The sequence below is a fragment of the Allocoprococcus comes genome (assembly GCF_013300725.1).
Lineage (GTDB): Bacteria > Bacillota > Clostridia > Lachnospirales > Lachnospiraceae > Allocoprococcus > Allocoprococcus comes_A.
On sequence record NZ_JAAIMM010000004.1, the window covers coordinates 136692 to 163222 of the forward strand.

General features: G+C 44.9%; 17 protein-coding genes. 16 read left to right on the forward strand and 1 reads right to left on the reverse strand.

Annotated features, from left to right (window positions below; translation table 11 throughout):
* The first annotated feature begins 45 nt into the window (after positions 1-45).
* Both gltB and G4407_RS03630 read left to right on the forward strand, forming a co-directional pair.
* On the forward strand, positions 46-4581 hold the full coding sequence (gene gltB / locus G4407_RS03625) for a glutamate synthase large subunit (RefSeq protein WP_173687783.1): 4536 nt from the start codon (positions 46-48) through the stop codon (positions 4579-4581).
* 12 nt (positions 4582-4593) lie between these two features.
* Positions 4594-6093, forward strand: a complete 1500-nt coding sequence (locus tag G4407_RS03630) for a glutamate synthase subunit beta (RefSeq protein ID WP_173687784.1) — start codon at positions 4594-4596, stop codon at positions 6091-6093.
* Positions 6094-6554: 461 nt separating this feature from the next.
* Here G4407_RS03630 and G4407_RS03635 read toward each other — a convergent pair whose 3' ends face one another.
* The gene (locus tag G4407_RS03635) at positions 6555-6923 is read right to left on the reverse strand and encodes a VOC family protein (RefSeq protein WP_173687785.1); all 369 of its coding nucleotides are present in this window, start codon (positions 6921-6923) and stop codon (positions 6555-6557) included.
* Positions 6924-7250: 327 nt separating this feature from the next.
* Here G4407_RS03635 and G4407_RS03640 point away from each other — a divergent pair, with 327 nt between their 5' ends.
* From G4407_RS03640 to G4407_RS03705, 14 genes are all read left to right on the forward strand, one after another.
* Positions 7251-8438 (forward strand): C40 family peptidase, encoded by a 1188-nt coding sequence (locus G4407_RS03640; RefSeq protein WP_173687786.1) that lies wholly within the window; start codon positions 7251-7253, stop codon positions 8436-8438.
* A 199-nt stretch (positions 8439-8637) separates the two neighbouring features.
* Entirely contained in the window at positions 8638-10356 is a 1719-nt protein-coding gene (locus G4407_RS03645; RefSeq protein WP_173687787.1) for an ATP-binding protein, read from the forward strand.
* The gene (locus G4407_RS03650) at positions 10353-14693 is read left to right on the forward strand and encodes a leucine-rich repeat protein (protein WP_173687788.1); all 4341 of its coding nucleotides are present in this window, start codon (positions 10353-10355) and stop codon (positions 14691-14693) included. Before G4407_RS03645 ends, G4407_RS03650 begins: the two co-directional genes overlap by 4 nt.
* Positions 14690-15631 (forward strand): AAA family ATPase, encoded by a 942-nt coding sequence (locus G4407_RS03655; protein WP_173687789.1) that lies wholly within the window; start codon positions 14690-14692, stop codon positions 15629-15631. The genes G4407_RS03650 and G4407_RS03655 overlap by 4 nt, the downstream gene beginning before the upstream one ends.
* Positions 15632-15635: 4 nt before the next feature.
* Positions 15636-16808: a DUF58 domain-containing protein gene (locus tag G4407_RS03660; RefSeq protein ID WP_173687790.1), complete on the forward strand. Its 1173-nt coding sequence runs from the start codon at positions 15636-15638 to the stop codon at positions 16806-16808.
* A 13-nt stretch (positions 16809-16821) separates the two neighbouring features.
* Positions 16822-19146: a transglutaminase-like domain-containing protein gene (locus tag G4407_RS03665; protein WP_173687791.1), complete on the forward strand. Its 2325-nt coding sequence runs from the start codon at positions 16822-16824 to the stop codon at positions 19144-19146.
* A gap of 47 nt (positions 19147-19193) precedes the next feature.
* The gene (gene ispH, locus G4407_RS03670; RefSeq protein WP_173687792.1) at positions 19194-20048 is read left to right on the forward strand and encodes a 4-hydroxy-3-methylbut-2-enyl diphosphate reductase; all 855 of its coding nucleotides are present in this window, start codon (positions 19194-19196) and stop codon (positions 20046-20048) included.
* The gene (gene rpsA, locus G4407_RS03675; protein WP_173687793.1) at positions 20029-21108 is read left to right on the forward strand and encodes a 30S ribosomal protein S1; all 1080 of its coding nucleotides are present in this window, start codon (positions 20029-20031) and stop codon (positions 21106-21108) included. Before ispH ends, rpsA begins: the two co-directional genes overlap by 20 nt.
* Before the next feature lie 323 nt (positions 21109-21431).
* Positions 21432-22751, forward strand: coding sequence for an electron transport complex subunit RsxC (gene rsxC, locus G4407_RS03680; protein ID WP_173687794.1), 1320 nt, complete (start codon positions 21432-21434; stop codon positions 22749-22751).
* A gap of 25 nt (positions 22752-22776) precedes the next feature.
* Positions 22777-23748 carry an RnfABCDGE type electron transport complex subunit D gene (locus G4407_RS03685; protein WP_173687795.1) on the forward strand — a complete coding sequence of 324 codons (972 nt, stop codon included), beginning with the start codon at positions 22777-22779 and terminating at the stop codon, positions 23746-23748.
* A complete protein-coding gene (locus G4407_RS03690; RefSeq protein ID WP_173687796.1) occupies positions 23748-24350 on the forward strand; it encodes an RnfABCDGE type electron transport complex subunit G in 603 nt (200 codons plus the stop codon). The genes G4407_RS03685 and G4407_RS03690 overlap by 1 nt, the downstream gene beginning before the upstream one ends.
* Positions 24343-25044: an electron transport complex subunit RsxE gene (gene rsxE / locus G4407_RS03695; protein WP_173687797.1), complete on the forward strand. Its 702-nt coding sequence runs from the start codon at positions 24343-24345 to the stop codon at positions 25042-25044. The genes G4407_RS03690 and rsxE overlap by 8 nt, the downstream gene beginning before the upstream one ends.
* Positions 25045-25058: 14 nt before the next feature.
* On the forward strand, positions 25059-25634 hold the full coding sequence (locus tag G4407_RS03700) for an electron transport complex protein RnfA (RefSeq protein ID WP_055155598.1): 576 nt from the start codon (positions 25059-25061) through the stop codon (positions 25632-25634).
* 18 nt (positions 25635-25652) lie between these two features.
* Positions 25653-26444: an RnfABCDGE type electron transport complex subunit B gene (locus G4407_RS03705; RefSeq protein WP_173687798.1), complete on the forward strand. Its 792-nt coding sequence runs from the start codon at positions 25653-25655 to the stop codon at positions 26442-26444.
* Positions 26445-26531: the final 87 nt, after the last annotated feature.

The following is a 26531-nucleotide window of genomic DNA, read 5'->3' on the forward strand; positions in this document are numbered from 1 at the left end:
TCATAAAAGCAACAACAAAACCGTTTTACAGAAAGGGCAGGTTATATGAGCGTAGTACAACAGAAGAAAGACCAAGGCTTATACAGCCCTGATTTTGAGCATGACAACTGCGGTATCGGAGCTGTTGTGAACATCAAAGGGCAAAAGAGTCATGACACAGTCGCAAATGCGCTGAAAATTGTAGAAAATCTTGAACATAGAGCTGGCAAGGATGCCGAAGGGAAGACAGGAGACGGTGTAGGAATACTGTTACAGATTTCGCACAAGTTCTTTACAAATGTCTGTCATCCCCTCGGCATCTTTTTAGGTTCTGAGAGAGATTACGGTGTGGGAATGTTTTTCTTCCCGCAGGATGAACTGAAAAGAAATCAGGCAAAAAATATTTTTGAAGTCATTGTCGAAAAAGAAGGACTGAAATTCCTCGGATGGAGAGAAGTACCGATCCACAAAGACATCCTCGGTAAGAAAGCACTTGAATGCATGCCGTGCATCATGCAGGGATTTATCGAACGTCCGAAAAAGGTAAAACAGGGACTGGATTTTGACCGTCGCCTTTATGTGGTAAGACGAGTCTTTGAACAAAGCAGCGATGATACTTATGTGGCATCCCTGTCAAGCAGAACCATCGTGTACAAAGGAATGTTCCTGGTAAAACAGCTCAGGATGTTCTTTGAAGATCTGCAGAATCCGGATTATGAATCAGCAATCGCAGTGGTTCATTCCCGATTCAGTACGAACACCAACCCGAGCTGGGAAAGAGCACATCCGAACCGGTTTATCGTACATAACGGAGAGATCAATACCATCCGTGGTAACGCAGACAAGATGCGTGCCAGAGAGGAAAACATGGAATCCGAGCATCTGGAAGGAGAACTTTATAAAGTCCTTCCGGCAATCAACACCGCAGGTTCCGATTCTGCTATGCTGGATAACACACTGGAATTCATGGTCATGAGTGGCATGCCGCTTCCGCTGGCAGTCATGATCACCATCCCGGAACCATGGGCACAGAATGCAACGATGTCACAGAAGATCAAGGATTTCTATCAGTATTACGCAACGATGATGGAGCCATGGGACGGACCGGCATCCATCCTGTTTTCAGATGGAGATATTTTAGGAGCCGTACTTGACCGAAATGGTCTGAGACCTTCCAGGTATTACATCACGGATGATGATACATTGATCCTTTCTTCTGAAGTCGGAGTCCTGGATATCCCGCCGGAGAAGATTGTGGTCAAAGAAAGAATCCATCCTGGTAAGATGCTTCTTGTCGATACTGTACAGGGACGCGTCATCGATGACCAGGAACTGAAAGAAGAATATGCGGCAAGGCAGCCTTATGGTGAATGGCTGAACAGTCAGCTGGTAAATTTAAGTGACTTAAAGATTCCAAACCAGAAAGTACCGCAGTATTCGAAAGAAGAATGCCAGAGATTGCAGAAAGCATTTGGCTATTCTTATGAAGAAGTAAAGACTTCGATTTTGAATATGGCAATGAATGGAAGTGAAGGAATCGGAGCTATGGGTATCGATGCACCGCTTGCCGTTCTTTCTGAGCAACATCAGTCTCTGTTTGGATATTTCAAACAGTTATTTGCACAGGTAACGAACCCACCGATCGACGCGATCCGTGAAAAAATCGTGACTTCGACAACGGTATATGTCGGAGAAGAAGGAAACCTTCTGGAACAAAAGGAGGAAAACTGTCATGTACTGAAGATCAACGATCCGATCCTGACAGATACCGATCTCCTGAAGATCCGTAACATGAAAGTCGACGGTTTCCGTGTGGCAGAAATTTCTACTACCTATTATAAAAATTCCAGCCTGGAAAAAGCGATCGATTATCTGTTTATCCAGGTAGACCGTGCAATCCGTGAAGGCATGAATATCCTGATCTTGAGCGACAGAGGTGTGGATGAATATCACATTGCGATCCCGTCCCTGCTTGCAACCTCAGCGGTTCACCAGCATCTGGTAAGAACTAAGAGAAGAACAGAGGTTGCCATGATCCTTGAGACCGGAGAACCAAGAGAAGTACATCATTTTGCAACCCTTTTGGGATATGGTGCATCTGCGATCAACCCGTATCTTGCACATGAATCGATCAAACAGCTGATCGATACAGATATGCTTCAGAAAGATTATTATGCAGCAGTCAATGACTATAATGAAGCTGTTATAAGCGGAATCGTCAAGATTGCATCGAAGATGGGAATTTCCACGATCCAGTCTTATCAGGGATCCATGATCTTTGAAGCGATTGGATTAAAACAGGAATTCATTGAAAAATATTTCACCGGAACTGTCAGCCGTGTTGGTGGTATCGGATTGGAAGAAATCGCAAAAGATTATATGGCAAGACATTCCGAGGCCTTTGATCCGCTGGGACTTTCCGTAGATCTGACGCTGAACAGTGTGGGACAGCACAAGTCGAAGAGCGGTGGTGAAAAGCATCTGTACAACCCGAGAACGATCCATATGCTCCAGCAGTCCACAAGACGCGGCGATTATGAGATGTTCAAACAGTACACACAGATGGTTGATGAAGAGTCCAAAGGAATCACCCTTCGTGGACAGATGGATTTCAATTATCCGAAGAAAGGAATCCCACTTTCAGAAGTAGAGAGCGTGGACTCAATCGTGACCAGATTTAAGACCGGAGCAATGTCTTACGGATCGATTTCGCAGGAAGCCCACGAAACCCTTGCCCTTGCAATGAATGCACTGCACGGTAAGTCAAACTCCGGTGAAGGTGGAGAGGATATCGAGCGTCTTGGAACCGACAGAGGCTCTGCAATCAAACAGGTTGCCAGTGGACGTTTTGGCGTTACAAGCAGATATCTTGTCAGCGCAAAAGAGATCCAGATCAAGATGGCGCAGGGAGCAAAACCTGGAGAAGGTGGTCATCTGCCGGGTGGAAAGGTTTACCCTTGGGTAGCAAAAACCAGACATTCTACGCCGGGTGTGGGACTGATCTCACCGCCGCCACATCACGATATTTACTCGATCGAAGATCTGGCACAGTTGATCTATGACTGTAAAAATGCAAATAAGGATGCAAGAATTTCTGTCAAACTGGTTTCTGAAGCCGGTGTCGGAACGGTCGCAGCAGGTGTGGCAAAAGCAGGAGCCGGACTGGTACTGATCTCCGGTTATGACGGAGGTACAGGAGCTGCACCGAGAAGTTCTATCCATAATACCGGACTTCCATGGGAGCTTGGACTTTCCGAGACACACCAGACGCTGATCCAGAACGGACTGCGTGAAAGAGTCCGCATTGAAACAGACGGTAAGTTGATGAGCGGCCGTGACGTGGCAATCGCAGCACTTCTCGGAGCAGAGGAATTCGGATTTGCAACCGCACCGCTTGTAACTATGGGATGTGTTATGATGCGTGTATGTAACCTGGACACCTGCCCGGTCGGAATTGCAACCCAGAATCCGGAGCTGAGAAAGCGGTTTGCCGGAAAACCGGAATATGTGATCAACTTCATGCGTTTTATCGCAGAAGAATTAAGAGAATATATGGCAAAACTTGGTATTCGTACCGTGGATGAGCTGGTAGGAAGAACCGATCTTCTGAAAGTAAGAGATGTGCCGACATCCAAACGTGCCGCAACACTGGATCTTTCCGGAATTCTCAATAATCCGTATGCAAAAGAAAAGAAAGGCATGATCTTCAATCCGAAGAAAGTCTTTGATTTTGAGCTGAATAAAACACTGGATGAAAGAGTTCTGGTAAAAGAACTGCTTCCGTCACTGGAAAAGAAGCAGAAGAGAATCCTGGAGCTGGATGTCAAAAATACAGACCGTACATTTGGTACGATTTTCGGTTCTGAGCTTACAAAACGTTATCCGGACGGACTGGAAGAGGACAGCTACGTTCTGAAATGTAAGGGTGCAGGCGGACAGTCATTCGGAGCATTTATACCAAAAGGTCTGACACTGGAACTGACCGGTGACAGCAATGATTACTTTGGAAAAGGACTTTCCGGTGGTAAACTGATCGTCTATCCACCGACTGGTGTGAAATTCAAAGCTGATGAAAATATTATTATCGGTAACGTAGCGCTTTATGGTGCAACAAGCGGAAAAGCCTATATCAATGGTGTGGCAGGCGAACGTTTCTGTGTCCGTAACTCCGGAGCAACAGCAGTTGTAGAAGGGGTCGGTGATCATGGATGTGAATATATGACCGGTGGACGTGTTGCAATCCTTGGAAAAACAGGCAAGAACTTTGCCGCAGGTATGAGTGGCGGTGTTGCCTACGTTCTGGATATGGACAGTGATCTTTATACAAAAGTCAACAAACAGATGGTTAATATCGAAAAAGTAACATCCAAGTTCGATGTATCTGAATTAAAAGGCATGATCGAAGAACATGTAGCAGCAACCAATTCCGAGACGGGAAAAGAAATCCTGGATCATTTCAAAGAATACCTGCCGAAGTTCAAGAAGATCATTCCGCGTGATTACGAGAGAATGCTGACCCGCATCCTTCAGCTGGAGGAAAAAGGTCTCAGCAGCGAACAGGCAAAAACAGAAGCATTTTATGCAATCAAAGAAGGAAGATAGGAGGCGGAAAACGTGGGAAAAGCAACAGGATTTATGGATTATGACAGACGCGATGCCGAGTGCGAATCTCCAAAAGAGAGAATTAAGCATTTCCGGGAATTCCACACGCCTCTGTCAAAAGAAGAGCAGGAAATACAGGGCGCCAGATGTATGGCATGCGGCGTCCCGTTCTGTCAGGCAGGTCAGATGATCGCAGGGATGGCAAGCGGCTGTCCTCTGCACAATCTGGTGCCGGAGTGGAATGACCTGATTTATCACGGCAACTGGGAAGAAGCATATTACCGGCTGAAAAAGACAAACAATTTCCCGGAATTTACTTCCAGGGTATGCCCGGGGCTTTGCGAGGCGGCATGTACCTGTAACCTGCACGGAAGCCCGGTGACGACTAAAGCAAATGAATATGGGATTATTGAAAATGCTTACGAAAAGGGATATGCAAAAGCATGTCCGCCGAAAGCGCGTACCGGCAAAAAGATAGCGGTAATCGGTTCCGGACCTTCAGGTCTCGCAGTCGCAGATCAGTTAAATAAACGAGGACATCTGGTGACAGTATTTGAGCGGGAAGATAAGCCGGGTGGACTTCTCCGCTATGGAATCCCGAATATGAAGCTGGAAAAACAGTTCATCGACCGGAAACTTGCAGTAATGGAAGAAGAAGGCATCCGTTTTGAAACTGGCTGCAATATTGGAAAAGATAAGAAATCCGCAGAGCTTCTGAAAGAATTTGACCGGGTGGTGCTTTGCTGCGGTGCATCCCATCCGCGTGATATAAAAGCACCTGGAAGAGATGCAAAAGGAATCTACTTTGCAGTAGATTTTCTGAAATCAACTACGAAATGTCTCTGGAAAAATGAGATGCAGCTGAAAGAAGGCGAATATATTTCTGCAAAGGGCAAAAATGTAATTGTCATCGGTGGCGGCGATACGGGAAATGACTGTGTGGGAACGTCAATCCGTCATGGCGCAAAATCCGTTCTTCAGTTGGAAATGATGCCGAAGCTTCCGGATGAGAGAAGCGCTATGAATCCATGGCCGGAGTGGCCGAGAGTCTGCAAGACAGACTATGGTCAGCAGGAAGCAATTGCTCTTTGGGGACATGATCCGAGGGTTTATCAGACAACGGTAAAGGAATTTGTCAAAGATAAGAATGGAAATCTTTGCAAGGTGGTACTTGTGAAACTGGAAAGCAAGAAGGATGAAAAGACCGGACGTATGATGATGGCAGAGGTCGCAGGAAGTGAGTATACGGTAAATGCAGAACTGGTGCTGATCGCAGCGGGGTTCCTCGGAAGCGAGGATTATGTGACAAAGGCATTCGGTGTGGAAGTCAATGAGCGTACGAATGTGAAGACAGCACCGGGTGAGTATAAAACGAATGTGCCGAATATATTTACGGCAGGAGATATGCACAGAGGACAGTCGCTGGTTGTGTGGGCAATCCGGGAAGGAAGAGAAGCGGCACAGCAGATAGATCTGGATCTGATGGGGTATACGAATCTGTCGGTACAGTAGTGGTGTTTGGTTTATGAAGGGGGACGCCCGCCGCGAGGTGCAGGAAGTGGTTCCGGCGCTGTGGGTGGCGGAAAAGCAGATGTAAGAAAAGGAAAGAGACCGTTGATAACGGAATCGGGATTATTCGATGAGAAATCTTGATGATTTCTCACCTCAGAATCCCTTGAACTGTGTTTTGGGAAACACAGTTCATCCGCTATCCCCGGTCTCTTTCCTTTTCACATCTGCTAATCCCACCACCCAGTGGCTGTTTGACGGAAGATTTTTTGAGCAAGGTAGGGATTGTGTTTTATAAGATATAGATTTCTGAGGGGATTTAGATGTGTTTGATTTGTTTGTGATAAAGGGCGCTGGTATGTGGCTGGCGAAAAAAGAATTGGGATTAGAATAAAGAGGAATAAAAAAATAGCAGGGGATTCGGGCGGAAAGCGGGAATCCTCTGCTGAAAATGTGTGGGAGATTTATTTCTCAGGTACGATTTCTAACCAGTAGCCGTCCGGGTCTTCGATGAAATAGATGCCCATGGACTCATTTTCGAAACAGACACAGTTCATTTCTTTATGGTGTGCCAGGGCGGCATCCATGTCGTCTACGGTAAAGGCGAGGTGGATTTCATTGTCGCCGAGGTCGTATGGGCGGTCCATATCGCGAAGCCAGGTGAGCTCGAGCTGATGAGCGGAGCTTCCATCACCGAGGTAGACGAGCTTAAAGCTTCCGTCGGCAGCATCTTTTTCGCGGACTACGGTGAGTCCGAGTGCATCTTTGTAGAATTGAATTGATTTTTCAAGGTCACGTACATTTAAGTTATTGTGGTTGAATTTGAAATTCATAGTGGAATCCTTCTTTCTTACTTAATATTATAAAGTGGTTGAATTATGAAGCTAGTTTAGCATAAGAAATAAGTGCTGCGCAAGCAATTCTCAATTCTTCTGCGATTAAGTGTTTAAAAGCAGTTACCATAATCCCAGCGACAGCGCAGCGTCTCACGTTCCCTGACCTCACCCTCCCCTGTTTCCACTTTCACCTTCCAAAAAGAAACTTTTATGGGACGTAATGTTACAAAAATGTTAAATTGTATTGCAAAAATTAGGAAAATGGTATATAATCGAGCACAGGGTTAGGAAAATAATTAGTAAAAAAACATAGGATGGGTGATTATGAGAAAATTTAAACATGTATTTGTGGCATCTATTCTTGCAAGTTCAATGGTAGTTACACCAGTATTTGCAGATGATGTCAGCAATCTGCAGAATAGTAAAAATGCAGCACAGAGCGAAGTGAATTCTCTTCAGTCAGAATTGCAGACACTAATTGAAAAAATGAGTAAGCTGGAAGATGAACTGGTGTCAACAGGTCAGCAGATCACGCAGGCACAGGATGATCTTACGGTTGCCGAAGAAAAAGAACATCAGCAGTACGAAGATATGAAGAAGCGTATCAAGTATATGTATGAAGAAGGCAACTCGACTGCGATTGAGACTCTGATCAGTGCTGAGAATTTCTCGGATTTGCTTAACAAAGCAGAGTATGTTCAGAATGTACATAGTTATGACAGAAAGCAGCTTCAGGAATACATTGATACCAAACAGCAGATTGCAGATCTGAAAGCACAGCTTGAAGAAGATCAGGCGAATCTGGAATCTATGCAGTCTGATTATGAAGCAGAGCAGACGACGCTGAGTAATACGCTGGAATCTAAGAAAGAAGAAGTCGCAGATCTGGATGAACAGCTTCAGGCAGCTGTAGCAGCAGCTGAAGCAAAGAGACAGGCAGAAGAAGCTGCAAAGGCAGCAAAAGCAGCTGAGTCAACAAAGTCAAATTCGACCGTTGCATCGACAAGCAACAGCGGTTCACAGACTGCAAATAATACAACAAATAACGATAGTAATAACAACACAACCGTTACACCTAGTACACCGAGTACCCCAAGTACCCCAAGTACCCCAAGTACCCCGGCAGTGACTCCGGATACAAGTAATAATAACAGCAGTAGTGATAACGGTGGAAGTACATATGGCAACGGAAGTGCTATTTTAAGTGCAGCAGCAGCATACCTTGGAGTTCCTTATGTATGGGGCGGTACTTCAGGAAGTGGTGTTGACTGTTCAGGTCTTGTATACCTGGCACATCAGGCATGTGGTATTCCAATTACACGTAACTCATACAGTCAGGGAAGTGGCGGACAGGCAGTGTCAGACCCACAGCCGGGTGATGTTGTATGTTACGGAGGACATGTGGGAATCTACGCAGGTGGCGGACAGATGATTCATGCACCGCAGCCGGGCGAGGTCGTATGTTATACAAGTGTTAATTATGCATACCACTGGTATAGAAGATACTGGTAAGAGAAGTAACGAAGTGCGTAACGGAAAATTCTGTTACGCACTTTTTTTCGTGCCCCTTTTTCAGCTCGATATTTCTTCCATGTTTTCTTGAATACATTGCGAAAATATGTTATGTTAATTTCGAGATAATTTGCAAAAAATACTATGCTTTTTTGTAATGATAAATGTCTCTCCGTAAAAGAGAAAAAGGGAGAATGATATGGGACAGATAACAGAACTAATATCTATGCTGGGATCACACATGGAAATTGTTGTGATCGGATGCGCGGAGATTGCGGCTGCAGTGGCACTGATAAGTACGGGGATAGCCAGAAAATTCAGAAAAGAGAAAAAACCGGATACCAGATCCGCAGAACAGCTTTTTCTGTATGAGATCGGAAGAAGCCAGGATGAAGGCTATATGGTTGTGCGACACAAAGATATGATGCCGGTTTATGGAACCGGAGATCTGGAAGGACTTCTTGGTGTCAGTCTTTTACAGGTGCAGGATGATATTACATCCATTCGCAGTAAAATGAAAAATGATGCAGCAGTAAAACGGTTCTGGAAAAGCTATCGTAGCTGGGACAGAGAGAAACCACTGTATGCAGAGATCCAGATGAAGGATGGACAGTGGATCCGTGTAGCTGTATATGGTTGCAAGGATGGCAGGCATGATCTGATCAGTTTCGTCCGTACAACAGGAATGCATAAGCAGATAGAAGCATATGAAAAAGAACTGGAGCAGGCAGAAGAAGCAAGCCAGTCAAAAACCAGCTTTTTGTACCAGATGTCGCATGAGATCCGTACTCCGATGAACGGAATTATGGGTATGCTGACCCTGGCACAGGAAAAACTGGATGCCAGCCACCCGGCAGCCCAATATCTGACCAGAGTAGAAGAACTGTCCGGTCATCTGTTATCCCTGATCAATGATATCCTGGATATGTCCCGTATCGAAGCCGGTAAGGTAGAACTGGAAGAAAAAGCATTCAGCCTCAGAAGTCTGGGGAATAAACTGTATGATATGTTTGCAAAGAACCTGGAGAGCAGGGGAATCAATTACGAAGTAAATTTTGAAGATATGACAATAGATTATGTGATTGGAGATGAGTTGCGTATCAGCCAGATCATCATCAACTTTCTGTCGAATGCAGTAAAATTTACACAGGAAGGAGAGATCATCGTAACCTTCCGGCAGATGTTTCTTCAGGATGGAAATGCAGATCTGATGATCCGGGTACATGATACCGGAATCGGAATGGATCCGGAATTTATCAACCGTATTTTCAGACCGTTCGAACAGGAAGGTGCAGATACCACCAGAAAATATGGCGGAACTGGTCTTGGAATGGCGATCACGGATCAGCTTGTCAAGTTGATGAATGGAGAGATCGTGGTAAAAAGTATACCAGGAGAGGGATCGGATTTTTCTGTGTTTTTACACCTTCCGGTTGCAGAAGGAACGGTACCGGCAGAGCAGATTGAAAAAGAAAATACCGCCGAAGAGGCAGAATCGGAAGAAATTGAAGTGTTCCGCGGCAGACGGATCCTTGTGGCAGAGGATAATGAGATCAATGCAATGGTTGCCCGGGAAATTCTGGGACAGATGGGAGCCGGAATCGATGTGGCAGAGAACGGACAGAGGGCTGTTGAAATGTTTGACGAGAAGCCGGAAAATTATTACGATTTCATTTTGATGGATGTACAGATGCCGGTGATGAACGGACGAGACGCCGCAAAGGCGATCCGAAGGCTGCCGAGAAAAGATGCAGGAGAAATCCTGATTTTTGCACTTTCCGCAGATGCTTTTGTTGAGGATGAGAGAAAGTCTCTTGAAAGCGGAATGAACGGACATTATGCGAAACCGGTAGATTTTGAAGCACTTCAGAAGAATGTAGGGGCGATTCTCAGAGAGAAAGAGCGGTGCAGCAGATGAGAAAGAGAAGAATAGGAAAAAAAAGACTGATAGTAACCGCAATTCCTGTGCTGACAGCCGGGGCGGTAGCATCGGTAGCTGCTTATCAGGCGGGAGTTGGCTTTAAGCCCAAAGCGTCTGACAGGAACCTGCAGGTCAATCAGGTCGTTTTTTCCGATAATAAAGATACCACGGGAAAGGATCAGCAGAAGAATAATGATGAGAGTGAACTGTGGCAGAAGGATAAAGATTCGCAAAATGAGCAGAGCCCTCAGCTGAATGAGAATGCAGATTATCTGTTTGAAAATACGCAGATGGCGGAGAATACTGAAAGTACGGTGGGGGTTATCAGCGATGACAGGAACCGGGCACAGCTGAACGACAACGTACTGCCGGATAAGGTCTACGATGTATCAGGTAATGGTGAAAAAGGTGATACAGTGATCGGAACAGGCGGTCAGAACACCGGAACAAATGGAAATACATCGGGAAACAACGGTGGAAACGGCACATCTGATGCCCTGCTTCCGAATCCGGGAGATCAGCCAACACCAGATACGGGCAATACAACCAGACCATCTGATACAGCAAAAGATCCGAAAAATGGAAAGTATACCCCTGGAAGCGCCTGGGGAGAAAAGGACTGGAACAAGCCTTATACAGAAGATATGACTCCGAATAAAGATACAAAAGAAGACGGAGATAATGACAGTGTAATTATTGAGCAGCCGTATGGATATACAGACGAAATGCTGTATGAAGGACAGTTGGTTGATCAGAAAACGATTTTCAATGCGCTGATGACCTATGTACAGGGAAGCGATAAAAAATTCTATCTGTGGGGAGCAGATGCACTGAACCGCTATGTGCGGATCGATGCTGTGTCTTTTGACGGCGGTATAAGCTGGCAGAGTGGATTTCCTGTCGCGATACCAAAGGGACTGGAAACGGGACAGATGAAGATCAGGGCGTCTTATCGTCTGTCTGTGTCCGGCGAAAAATGGGTTGAGCGTATTGTGGATTATGTGCCGGCAAATAACCGCCTGTTTGTATTGAAGGAGCAGATCAAGAAAGAAAATGCAACGATTGATACAAGTAAGCTTCTGAATATGGATGGACAGTTTCAGGAGGAGGGAACGATCATCAATCTGTTTGGATATATTGATGATCTTTTCCGCGGGCAGAATGCACTGACAGAGCTTTCACCCGGATGGACGGAGGACGGAAAACTGGTTCCATGGTATTATAAAGTAACCGCCGGCAGGCATATTCTGGAACCGGCAGATATGGTCCCGCTTTCCGGTGATTATATAGTGAAGATCGAGTATGTATGGATGTCGGATGATTATCAGGTTGGCAACCAGTATTCAAATCTGTCTTATTTACAGACACTGAAAAATTATAAGGGCGGAGGATCCTACAAGACACTGGATGTACCGGAATATATTCAGGCAATCCGGATTGACGAGGATACTTCTCTGAAAGTAGACAAACTCAGCATTCCATCGACTGTTCTTTATATTGAAATGACAAATAGTGGGCTTGAGGTTGAGGATGGTTATGAAGTCAGCAAAGATAATCTGTTTTACAGTGCTTCGGATGACGGAGTCCTGATGAATAAAGCAAAAACAGAGATGATCGGAATCCCGAGTAAGGTTAAGCAGATTGAGATTCCGGATACGGTTAAAAAAGTAGTGCTTCCAAAAGTAAACAGGCTTAAGACTATTCGGATCGATGCGTCCACAATAGAAGATTTCCCGGAGATTGATTATGCAAATCTTAAAAACTGCAAAGTAATCGTGAAGGAAGATCTGTTGAATGAGTTTTTGCAGAAGGAAAGCAAATATTTTAATGGGACTACCGGGAACAGTATCGCATCGGAACAGGATGAGGACACAACGTATACCCTGGAAAATGATATGATCGTAGATAATAACGGATGGGTCCGGAGAGTGACACAGTCCGGAACCAGTATCAAACTGGCGAAAAAAATCAGAGGAATACAGGAAGGTGCATTTAAAAATGCAGGTAAAGCAAGTATACTAATCATGCCGGAGAATGGAAATGTAGTGAAACTGGAAAAAGGTTGCTTTACCGGAAGCAGTCTGGAAAGAATCCTGTGTTATACCAAGAAGCAGCATGAAAAGATGCAGGCCGAGATTGGAAAGCTTGAGGAAGCAGACCATATTAGTGTAGAACTTCTTGAAACTTCAAAAGAAGGATACGCCTATTGCAGCACAAAGATCAATAGAACGAAAAGGAATACACTGATTTCGGCGCCGGAAGGGATCACGTATTATGATGGAACCGTGACATCTGAAAGCGGAGAACCGATAGCTATCCATGAAATCGGTGCTCAGGCATTTGCAGATTGTGACGATTTGAAGTGGGTGGAACTTCCAAAAGAAACGGATACGATCGGCTACCGGGCATTTGCAAACTGCAGTTCTATGGAAGGTCTGCTGATCGATCAGCAGGATACGGTTACGATTGGCAATCAGGCACTGGATGGATGTACAGCTCTTCGATTTGCGGCATCCAATGCGATGCATGGGATGATGGAGGATGGATATGCAGTTCTGTATTCTGAAGAACACGGTGCAGGAAGTGACAGATTTTCTTCTTTCTACATACCGACTAACTCGGATGGTTATGAAGGCTACTGCCAGAATTTTACAGTAGAATCCAATGTAACCGGATATGCAATGACAGAAATCGGTGGAACGATGATGCTGTACGGAACGAATGCCGAACAGGGATTGTGGCTCGGAATAAGGTCAGGAAAAACGGTGGATGAGAAAGTGGCCCTTCCACTGACAACTGTGGAGATTTTCCAGTATGCGATGGCGAATACGACGTCGGAGACAGGAAAATATACCGTTAACTGGGAAGAGCTGACAAAATGTTTTGCACTGGATGATGGCGCATTTTATCGTTCAGATCTTGCGGGAGATCTGAAGCTTTATGGAGACAATCTGTTCTATCTGCTTACTGAAGCACTGGCATACTGCCCGAATATTACCAGTGTACGGATAGCTGCGGATCAGACTTATCTGGGGCAGTTCATATTTGAAGAAGACAGTGCACTGAAAACCGTCGAGTTTAACTGGACAACAACGATGGCAGCAGGTACATTTACCGGATGTGACAGCCTGGAAAGAATCGTTTTTAACAGTTATACACCAATCGCATTATGCATTTTTGGAAACAGCGATTTTCAGTTTAACTATAGCTGGACGGAAGAAGAAGAGACGGAAAAGCTGTCTGTCCAGATTCCGGAGACTGCCGCCGTGAACTATATCAAGAAATGGAGATATTTGTTTGCCGGTTATTATGACTTTGACGGTCAGAGTGCGTACCAGTGTCTTTGGAGTGATCTGGAAAGTGCGTTGACCGACTGGGATACCGGCAGGGTACCTGACGAGGAAGAGGTTGACGAATTTGTTGAGGCGGTTGTCCTGAAACATGAAAACCGGATACGAAAAATGATGGGAATGGCAGAAGCAGTGGATCCAACAGAATTTTACCCGTATCGTGTGGATAAAAATGGAAATATTACACTGATCGGTGCATCCAGTGATATCGATTATGCACTTCTCTGGGGAGATGAGATAGGACTTCCAAGTGGATGGACACTGGATTATATCGGAGAAGGAGCATTTAAAAGATGTAAAAATCTGCGAAATGTCTGGATTGATGCGTCATTAATTGGAATTTATGAAAATGCTTTTGAAGGTGTTGAAAGTGACAGCCTTTCAATTATCTTCTGGGGCAGTACACCACCAAAGCTTCTCGGACTGACAGAGGGAACGCCGTTTGATTTTGGCGTGGATTATGATAAGATCAGTCTGGTTATGCTTGATGAAGAAAGCAAGTCAGAGTATCTGGAAGCCTGGAAATATCCGATGGCAGGATATGAAGATGAAATCCATATGAAGGCTGCTGTTTATAAGGAACTTTCGGCAGACGGAACGGAACCGTCTGATGAAGAAGTAGAAAAAGAGATCAACAAAAGGCTGAAGCCTGTGGAAAAACAGCTTCGCAAAATGCTTCATCTGCCGGAAGCGGAAGAGCAGGAAGATGAAGAAAAGACTGATCAGAAGGAACCGGAAGTGGCAGCAGATCCAGCGTCAGATGCTGTAGAATCGGATATTTCCGTAACTGGTAAGACAGAAGAAAATATTTCCGGAGAAGACAATGCAGATTCGGAGAAAAAAGAAGATGCATCAGCAGACCGGAACAACGGGGACGGATCTGCAAATGAAGAAATAGAGCCGGATCAGGAGCAGGAAGAAGAACCTGCAGATAAGGAAGAGATGAAGGCAGAGGAAAATGAGGAGGATACAGAAGAAAAATGATCGTTGAACAGTCAAAAGAGATTATTGCTGAAGTAAATAAAGCATTTATCGGAAAGAATGACATTGTAGAAAAAGTACTTATGACCATCTATGCCGGTGGTCATGTACTGCTTGAGGACTGCCCGGGAGTGGGGAAGACAACGCTTGCACTGGCGTTCTCGAAAGTGATTGGACTTAGCAATAAACGTATCCAGTTTACAACCGATACACTGCCGTCAGACATTACCGGTTTTAATATGTTTAACAGAGAGACCAATCAGTTCGAATACCGGGAGGGTGCGGCAAACTGCCAGCTGCTTCTGGCGGATGAAATCAACCGTACCTCACCGAAGACACAGTCAGCGCTTCTGGAAGTCATGGAAGAACATACGATCAGTATTGACGGACAGACCTTCGCACTACCGGAACCTTTCATCTGTATTGCGACGCAGAACCCGCTTGGTTTTGCAGGAACCCAGCCACTGCCGGAATCACAGCTGGACCGTTTTATGGTCTGCCTGTCCATTGGTTATCCGAGCCTGGAAAATCAGATGAAGATCATCAATGCACAGAGATACCACAACCCGCTTCAGGATGTGAAGACGGTGGCAAGTGCACAGAATGTACTGGAAGTTCAGAATTACCTGACATCGATCAAAGTAAAGGATACCGTGCTTGCCTATGCGATCAGGCTGTGCGAAGAGACCAGAGAGCACCCACTTGTAGAACTTGGGATTTCTCCACGAGGTGTGGCTGCACTCATAAAAATGGCACGTGCAAATGCAGTACTCAGGGAACGGAATTATGTGATTCCGGAAGATGTTCAGAATGTGTTCTGTGATGTCTGTGCCCATCGTCTTGTACTTAGACCACAGGCGCAGGTAGAAGGTGTCAGCGCACGGAAGCTTCTGCAGGATATTATGGCTGTGATCAAGCCGCCGACAAGGACAGAGAGGTAGAAACATGTGGAAAAATCGGTTGGGATACATCCTTTTTTTCGCAGCAGTAATGATCATGCTGGTGATTTCCGGAAAGCCGTATCTGCTTGGAGTATTGATTGTTCTGTTTCTGCTTGCAGTGGCAATGGGCGTTTTTACAAGACATGATGTGACGAATTTAAAGATTTCCGCAAGTGCACCATCCGGAGCACAGGAAGGAAAAGAAAACTTTTTCACTATAGATGTCTTCGCGGCGAAGAAGATACGGACGGCAGGATATCTGATGATAACTGTTTGTGAAAAGAATGAAATGTTCGGCAGGACCTGGGAGAGAAAGCTTCTGTTGCGGTTAAAAGGAGAAAAGAATCATTACAAAATACCACTTGCATGCAGACTGTGCGGTGAAATCCGGCTTACCTGTAAAGAGATCTGGGTACGTGATCTGCTGAAGCTTTTTCAGGTCAGGGCGAATCTGTTTGGAGAAATCCGGACGGTCATTTATCCGAGAAAAGTAAATTTGCAGGTAGAGCTTTCGCAGGCTACGATCGGAGCACCGAAAAGTGAAGGGATGATGCAGAACCGGAAAGGAAATGATCTGAGCGAGATCTATGATATCAGGGAATATGTGCCTGGAGATGATATCCGTTCTATTCACTGGAAGCTTTCAAGCAAGACAGAGAATCTGATCCTGCGGGAGGCGAGTGATCCTTCCCATTACAATGTTGTTTTGCTGCCGGATTTCGGGCAGGATTTTATGAAAGAAGAACAGTCGGAAAATGTAATAAATGCGGCAGTTGCAGTAGGGGCATCAATCGGGCAAAGACTGATCGAAAAAAGAGTAGCTTTTTGCATGGCACTTCCATCGGTGAGTGGACTTCAGATCTGTGAAATCAAAGACCGCCGGGAATTACAGAGAATCCTTGCCCTGTGGCTTGCGTGTCCGGTTGCGCCGAAAAGCGGTGACGGGCTGCAGTGTTTTATGATGGAACGACTGGAACAGTATTTTACAAGACTTCTGATCCTGACTGCAGGAGAGTACCAGCAGAATTTAAGTGGTCTGAATGAACGGATCGGAATTACGGTCCTTCACATATCAGCAGCGGCCGGGTACGTAAATGCAGAGAGTGGAAATGGATGCGAGATCATAGAAATACCGGCAGGAATTGATAATCAGGAAACTTACCGGATACGATGTTAAGGATGTACAGAAGATGAAAGAGAAAATGAAAGAGATTCCCGTTCAGAGAGTAGAATCGGATGAGGGAAAAACTTTATATAAGATTGCAGGATGGACAGCTTTTCTTGCCTGTATATTGTTGCTCGGCGGAGTATCTGTTCTTCAGAAAAGCTGGGGAGATCTGGCACCGTCTGTCTGGATGACAGGAGGAATGGCAGTTGTCGGAATACTGATCTGCATTCTGGGAAAATGGCTTCAGAGACGATACGCATTTGCATGGATAGCCGACCAGCTTCCGTGGCTGATACTGCTGATCTGGGGAACGCCGGTCCGGTGCCTGAACGGCGCAAAGGAATGGCTCGATCTTATGAGCACCAGATGGAATTTTGCACATAATGGTGGGACTGCGGTTTTTGTAGCAAGTGCCACAAAAAAAGAGATTCTGGTTGTCTCGCTTTTGGCGGCACTTCTTCTTGGACAGGCTGTATTTAAGCTGACAGAAAGCCATTCGCATCTGGCGGGAATCTTCTTCTGTACCTTGCTGATCGCGGTTGAAGTGGCCGGTGATACTTTTGATCCGATAACCAGCAGTTTTCTGATCATTGCGCTTCTTGGTATGAACATGTCTGATGCGGGAACAATGGTAACACGGACGTGTCTGCGGTGGATCATTGGAATAGGGGCACTTTTGTTTGCAGGGGCAGTATTTATCCCAAATGGTGAGGTGGAATCCATCCGTCAGCTGCGTGAAAACACAAAGCAGGCGGTTCATGAGATCCGTTATGGAAAGGACAGCCTTCCTAAGGGAGATCTGGGAAAAGCTGCAAAACTAAAAGAAAGCGAAGCCGTCATGCTGGAGGTACAGTCGGAGCAGGAAAAATCCATGTATCTGCGTGGATTTGTCGGAAGTGTCTATGAAGGTGGAGTCTGGAAAGAGACAGAAGATTCTGCATATGGCGGAGAAAATGCAGGAATGCTGAGGTGGCTGAAACAGAAGCATTTCGATCCGCAGACACAGGTGGCAACGTATTATGAGCTCGGAGAGGACGAAAATGCTCCGGAAAGTAACCGCGTCCGGTACAAGATTGAGGATGCATCCAGATATTATGTATATCTTCCGTCCAGCATAAAGGAAGTAACCGATGGAAGACTAAAAGAGAAAAAGGATATCAGATATGTAAGCCGTGGCTTTATCGCCGGAAAAGGATATGAGATCGAGGAAGTCTCGGGTTCCAGGCCATCTGAGCTTATGGTAGCAGACGGCTGGGTGTCTGATCCGCAGACGGATGCACAGAAAGAATACTGTGAGGCAGAATCCGTATACCGGCAGTTTGTATATGACAATTATACAAAGGCAGAAGCTGATCTGGCAGATTTGATAGACGAAGTATTCTGGAAAGATTATGAAACAGAAAATGACGGGATTTACAGTGCACTTTCACATATCAGGGAGATTCTGAAGGAAAAGGTACAGTACACAGATGCGCCTGCGGCAGTTCCGGAAGGAGCAGATCCGGTCCGGTATTTTCTGAACGGCTCTCATCAGGGAAATGCAATGCTCTATGCCACGACAGCAGTAGAAGCACTTCGTCTGCATGGAATTCCGGCAAGATATGTAGAAGGCTATTATCTGTCGGGAAATACGGTTGCGGACAGTCAGGATGCACCTGCTTTGCTTAGCGGTAAAGACGCACATGCCTGGGCAGAGGTGTATTTTGACGGAATCGGCTGGCTCCCGGTAGATGTGACGCCGGGATACTATTATGAGGCGGTGGCGTTACAGCAGATGGTAGGAACGCCGGATATGGTACGGAAAACTGCATCTGTGAATAATAATTCTTTTGAAGCGAATCAGCTGACCGGTGAAAACGGCACGGCTTCTGAGAAACAGGAAAATTTTCGGGTTGCGAAAAAAACCATGCGGATCCTGCTTGGAATTGTGGCTGTTTTCCTGATGCTCCTGGTTATTATTTTTGCGCTGGCAGAAGCGGTGCGCGTATTGGCCGCCTGGCTGATGAAGAAGGAATATGACCGGACAGCCGGAGAAGAACAGGTGCGGAGGGCAGAGCTGATCATCCGCGGATATCTCGGACTCTGGGGAATAGAAGCGCATCTTGGATGGAATACAGAAGAAACAGACAGAAAGATTGCTGAAAAGACAGGAACACTCCGGAGGGGTGAGTACTGTCGGGTGTGCGAGCTCCTTGAAAAAACGATCTATGGAGAGGAAGAACTGGAAGAATATGAGAAACGTACACTGAACCGGTTCATAAAAAAACTAACTGTTCCGGGCGAAAAATGTAATCTGAAGACGCGGATGAATCTGCGCTATGCATGTTTCAAATTTCTAGGTATGTAAAAAGAATCACTTATCAGAAAAATAAAAACAACAGGAGGAACCTAAAGATGGAAGTAATACGCGCAAAAAGTGCCGGATTCTGCTTTGGCGTAAAACGCGCTGTCGATACAGTATATGAGCAGGTCAAAAAACAGATGGGAAAACAGATCTATACTTATGGTCCGATCATCCATAATGAAGAGGTTGTAAAGGACATGGAAGCACATGGCGTAAAAGTCCTGCGCAGTGAGGAAGAACTGAAAGGTCTGGAAGAAGGGCTGGTGATCATCCGCTCTCATGGTGTTCCAAAGAGAATCTGTGACCTGATGGATGAAAAAGGCATCGAATATGTAGATGCAACCTGTCCGTTTGTGAAAAGGATCCATAAAATTGTTGCCGAAGAAAGTAAAAAAGGCAGCCGGATCATCATCATTGGTAATCCGGATCACCCTGAGGTTGAAGGAATCCGGGGCTGGGCAGAAGGAAATGTAACCGTTATAAAAAATGCAGAAGAAGCTGAAAAATTTGAAAATACTACATCCGAAAGAATTTGTATTGTGTCTCAGACGACATTTAATTACAATAAATTCAAAGATTTAGTTGAAATTATTTCGGAAAAGGGTTATGATATAAGTGTTTTAAATACGATTTGTAATGCGACCAGAGAGCGTCAGACAGAAGCAAGGAGCATTGCAAAAGAGGTGGATGCTATGATTGTAATCGGAGACAAACATAGTTCCAACACCCAGAAACTGTATGAAATATGCAGCAGGGAATGTCACAATACGTACTATATACAGACACTTGACGATTTTGATATGAATCAATTAAGGTCCGTGGAAACAGTAGGTATTACAGCAGGGGCATCCACGCCCAACAATATAATTGAGGAGGTTCAAAATAATGTCAGAATTAACTTTTGAACAAATGTTAGACGAGTCATTTAAAACAATTCATAATGGAGAGGTCGTAGATGGTACTGTAATTGATGTTAAGCCAGACGAAATTATCTTAAATATAGGATACAAAGCAGACGGTATCATCACCAGAAGTGAGTATACCAATGATAACAGTGTAGATCTTACAACTGTTGTTTCTGTTGGCGATCCAATGACTGTTAAAGTACTGAAAGTCAATGATGGAGAAGGACAGGTTCTTCTTACATATAAGAGACTTGTTGCAGAAAAAGGTAATGAAAGATTAAAAGAAGCATTTGAGAACAAAGAAGTCCTGAAAGCACCGGTTACTCAGATCCTTGGCGGTGGATTAAGCGTTGTTGTAGATGAAGCAAGAGTATTCATCCCGGCAAGTCTTGTATCAGATACTTACGAAAAAGACCTTTCTAAGTACAAAGATCAGGAGATCGAATTTGTTATCAGCGAATTCAATCCAAGAAGAAACCGTATCATCGGTGACAGAAGACAGCTTCTTGTTGCTGAAAGAGCAGAAAAGCAGAAAGAACTCTTCGCTAAACTTAAAGTCGGTGATGTGATCGAAGGAACAGTTAAGAACGTAACAGATTTCGGCGCATTTATCGATCTCGGCGGAGTAGACGGACTTCTTCATATCTCTGAGATGTCATGGGGAAGAGTTGACAATCCGAAGAAAGTATTCACAGTTGGTGAAACTCTCAAAGTCCTTGTTAAGGATATCCATGATACAAAAGTTGCACTCAGCTTAAAATTCCCGGAGTCAAATCCATGGGCTAACGCAACTGAGAAGTATGCTGTAGGCACAGTTGTAACAGGAAAAGTTGCAAGAATGACAGACTTTGGTGCATTCGTAGAACTTGCTCCTGGAGTAGATGCACTTCTTCATGTATCACAGATCTCAAGAGCACATGTTGAAAAACCTTCAGACGTACTTTCTGTAGGTCAGGAGATCACAGCTAAGATCGTAGATCTTAACGAAGCTGACAAGAAGATCAGCCTTAGCATGAAAGCACTTGAAAATGCAGAAGCTCAGGAAGAAACTGAAGAATAATTAAACAAGATATACAAGGATAGAGGCTGATTGAAGTCTCTATCTTTTGTTTGAAAAAACTGATAGACATAACTAACTACAGCTAAAAAAGTTTTCGGATCCATAAGTGATCTCGATAAGTAAGATGAAAAATTTTACCGAATAGTCAGAAAATTCACAAAGAGAGGTCGTAGTAGCCTCTCTTTTTTCGTAAAGAGACTATTGTGTTAAAAAAACGACAAGATGTACTGGAAAATATACAATAAAATGACGAAAGTTACTGGAATTGTAGGATTTATTTTAGTATATTTATAAGAGAGAAAACAGGAAGGAAGGATATCAAAATGGGACTTTTGACATTTAAAGGCGGAGTTCATCCAAACGACGGAAAAAGTCTTGCAAAAGACAAAGCAATCGTAGAGCTTCTGCCACAGGGTGATCTTGTATACCCGTTATCCCAGCATATCGGAGCACCAGCTAAGCCAGTAGTAGCAAAAGGTGACCATGTGCTTAAAGGGCAGAAAATTGCCGAAGCGGGGGGCTTCGTGTCTGCACCGATCTATGCATCCGTATCAGGTACTGTAAAAGCAATTGAACCACGTGTGAATCCGACAGGCTCTAAAGTGAACAGTATTATCATTGCAAATGACGGTCAGTATGAAGAAGTAGAATATCCACAGCCAAAACCTCTTTCTGAACTGACAAAAGAAGAGATTCTGAATATCATTGGAGAGGCTGGTATAGTAGGTATGGGTGGAGCAGGTTTTCCTACCAGAGTGAAGCTTTCACCAAAAGAGCCAGACAAAATTGATTATATCATTGCAAACTGTGCAGAGTGTGAACCATACATTACTGCCGATTACAGAAGAATGCTGGAGAATCCGGAGCTTCTGGTAGAAGGTATGCGTGTGATCCTGAAGCTTTTTGATAATGCGAAAGGTTTATTTGCGATTGAAGACAACAAACCGGACTGTATTGCAAAATTAAAAGAGCTGACCAAGGACGAGCCTCGTATGGAGGTCAGAGAGATGATGACTAAGTACCCGCAGGGGGCAGAACGTCAGCTGATTTTTGCAAATACGGGACGTGCGATCAATTCTACGATGCTTCCGGCAGACGCAGGATGCGTAGTAGATAACGTAGAGACGATCATCAGCGTTTACAATGCAGTTGTAAAAGGCATTCCGTCTATGGAACGAGTTGTTACCGTAACAGGAGATGGCGTTGTAAATCCAGGGAACTACAAAGTACTTTTCGGAACCAACCAGAATGAACTGATCGAAGCAGCCGGCGGACTCAAAGAAGGCTGTGAAAAAGTGATTTCCGGTGGACCGATGATGGGATTTGCGATGTACACAACAGATACACCGGTCACCAAGACATCTTCATCTATTCTGTGTATGTCAAAGGATGAAGTATCAGCCTGTGAACCGACAGCATGTATCAACTGCGGACGGTGTGTTGACGCCTGTCCAAGCCGCATTATTCCGTCAAGACTGGCTGATTTTGCAGAGCGCCACGATGAAGAAGCGTTCCTTAAGTTCAATGGTCTTGAATGTGTAGAATGCGGATCCTGCAGTTATGTATGCCCGGCTAAGAGACAGCTGAAGCAGGCAATCGGATCTATGAGAAAAACCGCACTTGCCAACAAAAAGAAAAAATAGAATAGAGAGGAAGAGGTGAACAAAAGTGAGTGAACAGTTAAAAGTATCATCTTCACCACATATTCGTTCTAAAGAGACAACCGGCAATATCATGCTGTGGGTTATCATCGCTCTGTTACCGGCAACTTTCTTTGGAATTTACAACTTCCGTGACACACATGCATGGCTGCTTGTTATTGTGACAACAGCTGCAGCAGTTCTTACGGAGTACATTTACGAAAAACTGATGCATAAAAAGATTACGATCAAGGATTACAGTGCTGCAGTTACAGGACTTCTGCTTGCACTCAACCTTCCGCCGACAGCCCCAATCTGGATGGGAATCATCGGAAGTGTATTTGCAATCCTGGTTGTAAAGCAGCTCTTCGGTGGACTGGGACAGAATTTCATGAACCCGGCGCTCGGAGCAAGATGTTTCCTTCTTATTTCCTTTACAGGAAGAATGACAAGCTTCGTATATGACGGCGTATCCGGTGCAACTCCACTTGCAACGATCCGTGCCAATATCGAAGCAGGAAACGCAGCACTTGACGGTGTGAACAGCATGGACATGCTGATCGGAAATATTGCCGGAACTATTGGTGAGACATCCGTTATCGCAATCGTGATCGGTGCGATCATCCTGATCCTCAAAGGAATCATTGATCTTCGTATCCCTGGTACATATATTGTGACATTTGCACTTTTCATCGGAATCTTCGGTGGATTCGTAGACGGAGTCGGATTCTTCAATGTTCAGTACATGACAGCAGAGCTCTGTGGTGGTGGTCTGATGCTTGGAGCATGGTTTATGGCAACCGATTATGTAACTTCCCCGATCACGAAAAAGGGACAGATCGTATACGGTATCCTTCTTGGATGTCTGACAGGTCTTTTCCGTCTGTTCGGTGGTTCAGCAGAAGGTGTATCTTATGCGATCATCTTCAGTAACCTTCTTGTACCGCTGATCGAGAGAGTTACTCTTCCAAAACCTTTCGGTAAAGGAGGAGAAAAATAATGAATAAGATTATCAAAAATACACTGATCCTTGCAGCGATCACAGTAGTATCCGGTCTGGTGCTCGGAGCAGCTTATGAAGTAACAAAAGATCCGATCGCCCAGACACAGGCAAAGCAGAAACAGGAAGCCTGCCAGGCAGTTTATCCGGAAGCTGATTCCTTCGAAGCAATGGACGTAGATCAGAAAGCTGCAAAAGAAGCAATCAAAAAGATGGGAACGAATGCAACAGTAGATGAAGTCTATTCTGCTGTTATGGATGGAAGCGAAGCTGGTTATGTTATAACAGTAACAGACAAAGACGGTTACGGCGGAGATATCCAGATCACAGTTGGTATCATGGCTGACGGTACGGTCAATGGTATTTCCTTCCTTTCCATCAGCGAGACAGCAGGTCTTGGTATGCGTGCGAAAGAACCGAACTTCTATAATCAGTTTGCAGGACAGCAGGCTGAAAAATTCTATGTATCCAAAGATGGCGGAGACGGACAGCCGATCGATGCTTTAAGTGGTGCAACCATCACTTCCCGTGCAGTCACAGGAGCTGTCAACACAGCACTTGGATATTACCAGACAGCGTTAGGAGGTAGTGGAAATGAATAAATGTACAGAAAGACTTTATAATGGTCTTGTAAAAGAAAACCCAACCTTTGTTATGATGCTTGGTATGTGTCCGACACTGGCAGTTACAACATCCGCAATTAACGGTATTGGTATGGGACTTTCTACCACAGTGGTACTGATCTTCTCAAACCTTTTGATTTCCCTGCTGCGTAAGATCATTCCGGATTCTGTTCGTATGCCGGCATTCATCGTAGTCGTAGCAACACTCGTTACCGTGGTACAGTTCCTTATGGAAGGTTTTGTACCTGGACTTTATGCATCACTTGGTGTATATATTCCTCTGATCGTAGTAAACTGTATCATCCTCGGACGTGCAGAAGCATACGCATCAAAGAACCCGGTTCTTCCGTCTATCTTCGATGGTATCGGTATGGGACTTGGATTTACCTTTGGTCTTACCTGCATCGGTATCGTCAGAGAGCTGATCGGTTCCGGAAAAGTATTCGGTCTTCAGATTATGCCGGATATCTACGAACCTGTTACAATTTTCATCCTTGCTCCTGGTGCATTCCTTGTACTTGCATTCCTTGTGGCTGCACGTAACAAGATCATGAAGAGAATGGAAGCAAAGGGCAAGAAAGTTGTCAAAGCTCAGGGATGCTGCGAAGGCGGATGCGCTTCATGTGGCGGATGCGACGCACAGGTATTCCCGACAGGTCAGGAAAAGGAATAGGAGGGAGATAAGAGATGAAAGAATTACTTATTATAGCAGTTGGTTCGGCGCTTGTTAACAACGTCGTACTCAGCCAGTTCCTCGGTATCTGTCCTTTCCTTGGTGTTTCTAAGAAAATTGAGACAGCAGCCGGCATGGGCGGCGCAGTTGTTTTCGTTATCACGATTGCATCTTTTATTACCGGTGCGATCTACCAGTTTATCTTACACCCAGCAGGATTTGAGTATCTGCAGACCATCGTATTTATCCTGGTCATCGCAGCACTCGTTCAGTTTGTAGAAATGTTCCTCAAGAAGGTAATGCCTCCGCTTTATAATGCACTTGGTGTATACCTTCCGCTGATCACAACAAACTGTGCAGTACTTGGTGTATCACTGAACTGTGTAACAAAAGGATATAACATCCTTGAAGGTGTTGTATACGGATTCTCCACAGCAGTCGGATTTACGATCGCGATCGTAATCATGGCTGGTATCCGTGAGAAGATTGAATACAACGATATCAGTGAGTCTTTCCAGGGAACCCCGATCGTACTGCTTACTGCAGCACTGATGTCCATCGCGTTCTTTGGATTCTCAGGAATCATTTAACAGAAGGAGGACCGTGTTATGAGTATAACAGGAGTATTGATTGCTGCACTTATCGTAGGCGGTACCGGCGTATTCATCGGTGTCTTCCTTGGAATTGCAGGCAAGAAATTTGCAGTTGAAGTAGATGAAAAAGAAGAAGCGATTCTCGCTGAGCTTCCGGGCAACAACTGTGGTGGATGTGGATATGCCGGATGTTCCGGTCTTGCAGCAGCCATCGCAAAAGGAGAAGCTCCGGTCGGACAGTGTCCGGTCGGCGGTGCTCCGGTAGCAGCAAAGATCGCAGCGATCATGGGCGAAGAAGCCGGTGAAAGCGTACACGAAGTTGCATTTGTAAAATGTGCAGGAACCTGCGAAAAAGCAAAACAGGCATATGACTATACAGGAATCACAGATTGCCAGATGGCAGCCATGATGCAGAATGGCGGATCAAAAGGATGTTCCTTTGGATGCCTTGGATTCGGAAGCTGTGTCAAAGCATGTCCGTTCGATGCAATCCATATCGTAGACGGAATTGCAGTCGTAGACAAAGAAGCATGTAAAGCCTGCGGTAAATGTATCGCTACCTGTCCAAAACATCTGATCGAGCTTGTACCTTATGAACAGAAGCATCTCGTACAGTGCAGCTCAAAAGATAAAGGAAAAGATGTTATGAGCGTATGTTCCGTAGGATGTATCGGTTGTAAGATGTGTGAAAAAGTATGTGAATCTGATGCAGTACATGTGGTAGATAACATTGCACATATTGATCCGGAAAAATGTACAAACTGTGGAAAATGTGCGGAGAAATGTCCGAAGAAGATTATTAAGTAAATAAATGATGAAAGAAAAGGATCCGGATGCTGTGATATGCTACCCTCATATAGGACAATGAAATATAAAAGTCCTATATGGGGGTAT

What these genes read in the sequence shown, in the direction of transcription:
- G4407_RS03650 (WP_173687788.1), top strand. Translation starts at nt 10,353, where the DNA reads ATGAGAAAGAGAAGAATAGGAAAAAAAAGACTGATAGTAACCGCAATT.
- G4407_RS03635 (WP_173687785.1), bottom strand. Translation starts at nt 6,923, where the DNA reads ATGAATTTCAAATTCAACCACAATAACTTAAATGTACGTGACCTTGAA.
- rsxE (WP_173687797.1), top strand. Translation starts at nt 24,343, where the DNA reads ATGAATAAATGTACAGAAAGACTTTATAATGGTCTTGTAAAAGAAAAC.
- G4407_RS03640 (WP_173687786.1), top strand. Translation starts at nt 7,251, where the DNA reads ATGAGAAAATTTAAACATGTATTTGTGGCATCTATTCTTGCAAGTTCA.
- rsxC (WP_173687794.1), top strand. Translation starts at nt 21,432, where the DNA reads ATGGGACTTTTGACATTTAAAGGCGGAGTTCATCCAAACGACGGAAAA.
- rpsA (WP_173687793.1), top strand. Translation starts at nt 20,029, where the DNA reads ATGTCAGAATTAACTTTTGAACAAATGTTAGACGAGTCATTTAAAACA.
- gltB (WP_173687783.1), top strand. Translation starts at nt 46, where the DNA reads ATGAGCGTAGTACAACAGAAGAAAGACCAAGGCTTATACAGCCCTGAT.
- ispH (WP_173687792.1), top strand. Translation starts at nt 19,194, where the DNA reads ATGGAAGTAATACGCGCAAAAAGTGCCGGATTCTGCTTTGGCGTAAAA.
- G4407_RS03690 (WP_173687796.1), top strand. Translation starts at nt 23,748, where the DNA reads ATGAATAAGATTATCAAAAATACACTGATCCTTGCAGCGATCACAGTA.
- G4407_RS03660 (WP_173687790.1), top strand. Translation starts at nt 15,636, where the DNA reads ATGTGGAAAAATCGGTTGGGATACATCCTTTTTTTCGCAGCAGTAATG.
- G4407_RS03645 (WP_173687787.1), top strand. Translation starts at nt 8,638, where the DNA reads ATGGGACAGATAACAGAACTAATATCTATGCTGGGATCACACATGGAA.
- G4407_RS03705 (WP_173687798.1), top strand. Translation starts at nt 25,653, where the DNA reads ATGAGTATAACAGGAGTATTGATTGCTGCACTTATCGTAGGCGGTACC.
- G4407_RS03700 (WP_055155598.1), top strand. Translation starts at nt 25,059, where the DNA reads ATGAAAGAATTACTTATTATAGCAGTTGGTTCGGCGCTTGTTAACAAC.
- G4407_RS03665 (WP_173687791.1), top strand. Translation starts at nt 16,822, where the DNA reads ATGAAAGAGAAAATGAAAGAGATTCCCGTTCAGAGAGTAGAATCGGAT.
- G4407_RS03655 (WP_173687789.1), top strand. Translation starts at nt 14,690, where the DNA reads ATGATCGTTGAACAGTCAAAAGAGATTATTGCTGAAGTAAATAAAGCA.